Here is a 4,028-nt window from a genome sequence, read left to right on the forward strand (position 1 = left end):
AAACCGGATGAGCGGCACCGCGCCGGCACGCGGCGCGATCTGCCGGCTGGTTTCCTTCAGCTCGACGTCCATCGGGATGCCCTTCGGATCGAGTGCGACCGTGTTGAGGCTGTATGGCGTCAGGTACGGCACGACCGCGTAGCCGTTGCCGTCGACCTTGACCCCCGCCGCGTTCGTGACGCGCGCGCCGGCTGCGCCGGGCGCCTCGACGATCGCGAACGTCTCGGATACCGGCTGCGAGAACGTGATGCCGCCGCGATGCGCGACCAGCGCGCCGCGCACGCCGAGCGAGCCCTGCTGGAAGTCCGTGCTCGCGCCCGCGCTGGCGTTGACTTCCGCCAGGCGCGTGCGGTACGTGACGTTGGCGCTGCCGTCCGTGGCCGAGTTCGATCCGGACGCGTGGTTCGCGCTGACGCTGTACGACAGCGCGTGGTCGTCGCCGAGCGATCCGGACAACGTCGACTGCAACCGGGTGCGGCCGAGCGTGTCGCGCGACACGTTGCCCGAGACGGTCATCGGGCGCTCTCGGCCGAACGGGATCGTGACGCTGGCGTAGTAGAGCGTGCCCATGTCGCCACCGGCACTGCGCTGCCGCGTGGCCGTCAGGCTGTAGGACAGGTTGCGGAACTGGTTCGTGTAGCCCACCGAATAGTTGACGTCCGAGCCCGGACGATTCCAGTAGTTGACGGCCGATGCCGTCGCATTGATGCGCCCGCCGGTCGTGCCGAGGCGCTGCGTGAGCGCCAGCGATGCGCGATGGCGCTGACGCCAGACCGACTGGGCCGAGCGGCCGTCGCGTGCGGCGTCGCGCGCCTGCATCGCATCGTTGAGGCCGAAATAGCCGTCCGTCGAATAACGATATGCGGCGAGTGCGATATCGGTGCCGGTCGCGTCGACCGACTTCGCGTAGCTGACGCGCACGCTCGAACCGCTGTAGCGCTTCGCGCCGGGGATCGCGGTCAGCGCATGCGTGACGTCCGCGCCGAACGCGCCGAACGACGTGTTGAACGCGCCGCCCAGCATCGCCGACGCGTAGCCGCCTGCGAGCGTGACGCCGCCATAGGCCGTCAGCAGGTTGGTCAGGCCGCGCTGGTAGGTGGCCTGCGTGAACAGCGGCTGGCTCGATCCGTGGGGATTGCGCAGCGTGCCCGCGACGAAGCTGTAGCGGCCGATGCCCGGCCGCAGCGACATCGGCACGGCGGCGTAGGGCACCGAGAACGAATGCACGGAGCCGTCGGCTTCGGCGATCGACACCTGCAGGTCGCCACCGTATCCGGTCGGATAGAGGTCGTCGATTTCAAAATTGCCGGGCGCGACCGTCGTCTCGTAGATCGTCACGTCGTTCTGGCGGATCGTCACCTTCGCGTTGCTGTTCGCGATGCCGCGCACCACGGGCGCATAGCCGCGCAGCGAGTCGGGCAGCATCCGGTCATCGGTCGACAGGCGCACGCCGCGGAACTGCGTCGAGTCGAACAGTTCGCCCGACGTGTAGCTTTCGCCGATGACGAGTTGCGACGACAGCGACGGCAAGTCGCGCTGGAGATAGGTCGCGATGTCCTGGTAGCGGCGCTCGCCGCGCGACGACCACGAATAGGAGCCTTCGTGGCGAAAGCGCCAGTTGCCGAGGTTCACGCCGCCGTTCAGGCCGAGATAGCCTTGCGTCTGCGCGGTGTGGCCGCTGGCCTTCGACGTGTAGAGATTGAAGTTGTAGCCGAGCAGGCCGACGGTTTCGCCGGAGGTCCATTGATCGGGGCTCACGTAGCCGCGCGCCTTGCGCACGAGCGACGCCTGCGGGATCGACAGCCGCAGTGTCTGCCGCTCGAAGTCGAATGCCGCGCTGGCGCCCGGCACGACTTGCTCGAGTCGCTGGCAGGCGCCGTCGTCGCCAAGCTGCGCGACGACATCCGGCGCGAGCTTGCCGAAATCGACGCCGACGCGCTCGAGCAGCGCGCGGTCGAAGCACGGCCGGGCGTCGCCCGAATCCGGCGCGGCCACGAAGCGCACGTCGTAGCGGCCGATCCAGTCGGGACCGACATGGATGTCGGTGGTGTACACACCGGGGGCCGTCACGTTGCGTTGGGCGAAGCGCGACACGTCGACGTGCTTGCCCAGGCGATTCTGCAGGAACGCACCGTCGAACTCGATGTGCGCGAGCGTGCTTTCGGCGGCGGCCTGCGTCGTTGCGCGGCCATCGACGGACCACGCGGCGACGCAGGCCGCCACCAACAGATGGATGGGCTTGACGCGCGGCACGTCGGCCGCGCCGCGGCGCGGCAGTCGGGTCGGGGTCATGCGCAATACTCCAGAAAGGTTCGGGTCGTGCGGGCGTGTTTCGCCGGCGCAGGCGCGCAGGCATGCACACCGCGCGGCGGCGAATGGCAAATCAGGGGTTTCCGTGTCGGTCTGAACGGCTGGAGCGACGTCGGACGAAAAGAGGGAGAGCGCTCGGCGCGCACCGTAGCGATGCGCTGCCGGCCTCGGTCGCGTTACGGTTCGACGCTGACCGGACGTTCGATGTCGGTTGCCCGGCCCCAGTCGTTGATGCTGCCGAACTCGACGGTTGCACCGGCGGCGGGCGTACCGGCGAGATCCTTGAGCGGGAATCGTTGCGTGCTGCGGGGCAGCACGTAGCCCATGCCGGCGTCATGCTGGCGCCCACCGGACTTCAGCAGCACGTTGCCGAAATTGACGACGAACGGCGTCGGATTGCTGGCCTCGAGCGCATAGCCGCCGTCGGCGCGAACCACGCGCCAGTCGAGCTGCATGGGTGCGTCGTCCACGTTGCCGGCCAGTCCGGTCGGGCGATACATGATCTTGATGCGCGAGCGGAACGCCAGCTGGATGCGATTGCGACTCTCGGCCGCGGATGCCTTCGGCGGCACTTCGAGCACGTTCAGCCAGAACAGCGATTCCCGGTCGGCGGGAAGCGGTTCGCCGGTGTGCACGAGACGCAGCGTCTGGCCGTTGCCGGCTTCCATCCGGAAGATCGACGGCGTCAGCGTGAACGGCACGTCGATGTTCTCCGGCAACGCGCGGCTGTCGCCATCGTCGAGCCATGCCTGTACCAGCGCCGGACGCTTGCTGTCGTTCGTGAGCTGGATCGTGACTTCGCGCTCGCTCGACGGGAAGATCACGCGTGTGCCGGCGATCACGACGCTCGCGTCGGCCTGCGACGCGAATGCGGCGACGGCGAGGGTCAGCGTACGGAAGAGCTTCAACAGTTTCATGGGCGTGTGGACTCGGATCGATGGGACGGGAAGCGGGCGGAAACGGCGGGTTCCGCGTCGCGTGGCGTGACGGGTAGAGATCGCCGGGACAGCGATCTCCACACGCGTGTCCTTACTGATAGATCAGCGAGTACTCGACACGCGAAGCGACGTCGCCGGCCTTCACGGCACCCGAGGCGTAGTACTCGGCGAAGTAGTTCAGCTTTGCCTTGCCGTCGGCATCGATATCGACCAACTGGGTGCTTTCGCCGGTTTGCGCGCCGATGGGGATGTGCTTCTGCTGCGAATCCAGCACGTTGATCTGGACGCCCTCGGCGGCCTTGGCACCCGAATCGATCGTCAGTCGGCCGCTCGATTGATCGACGTTCGAGCCGTTCTCGAACACGACGCCGACCTTCACCGGGTTGTTGTCTCCGACCGTGCAGCCCGACAGCGCAAGCGAGAACCCGCTTCGACCGGCGACGGAACCGACATCGGCGAGCGAACTGGTGCTGACGGGCGGCAGCGGGACGGAGAGATCCGGACCGCTGTCGACGCTGCACGTCGACGCGATGACGTTGCCGCGGAAGTTGATGGTGCCGTCGGCGGCGTGGGCCGCGGACGAAAAGGCCGCGCCGGCGGCGACGAGCAGGAACGGGATTGCGCTGCGCTTGATGATTCGCATATTTAAATCTCCAAATAAACTTCGGTTTTCGAAAGCGCTCGTTGAATTTAAATCTCAGAATGGCGCGTTTCGGATGAAATTATGCGATCTATGTAAGTATTTTGTAATTTGACTGGTGCTAATGATTGGGTATTTCG

The 4,028-nt window shown here is 66.7% G+C and carries 3 protein-coding genes; all 3 read right to left on the bottom strand.

Annotated features, from left to right (window positions below; translation table 11 throughout):
- Positions 1-2,292 (bottom strand): fimbria/pilus outer membrane usher protein (locus JYJ84_RS30275; RefSeq protein WP_205189866.1); only part of this gene is annotated, 2,292 nt, incomplete at its 3' end.
- Positions 2,293-2,486: 194 nt separating this feature from the next.
- Positions 2,487-3,227 (bottom strand): molecular chaperone, encoded by a 741-nt coding sequence (locus tag JYJ84_RS30280; protein WP_122947332.1) that lies wholly within the window; start codon positions 3,225-3,227, stop codon positions 2,487-2,489.
- Positions 3,228-3,339: 112 nt separating this feature from the next.
- Positions 3,340-3,891, bottom strand: a complete 552-nt coding sequence (locus JYJ84_RS30285; protein WP_122947331.1) for a fimbrial protein — start codon at positions 3,889-3,891, stop codon at positions 3,340-3,342.
- Positions 3,892-4,028 lie beyond the last annotated feature (137 nt).

The sequence above is a fragment of the Burkholderia sp. LMG 13014 genome (genome assembly GCF_905232215.1).
Lineage (GTDB): Bacteria > Pseudomonadota > Gammaproteobacteria > Burkholderiales > Burkholderiaceae > Burkholderia.

Bases quoted from the DNA above. Each gene is read 5' to 3' on its own strand.
- JYJ84_RS30285 (WP_122947331.1), bottom strand. From the start codon at position 3,891: ATGCGAATCATCAAGCGCAGCGCAATCCCGTTCCTGCTCGTCGCCGCC.
- JYJ84_RS30280 (WP_122947332.1), bottom strand. From the start codon at position 3,227: ATGAAACTGTTGAAGCTCTTCCGTACGCTGACCCTCGCCGTCGCCGCA.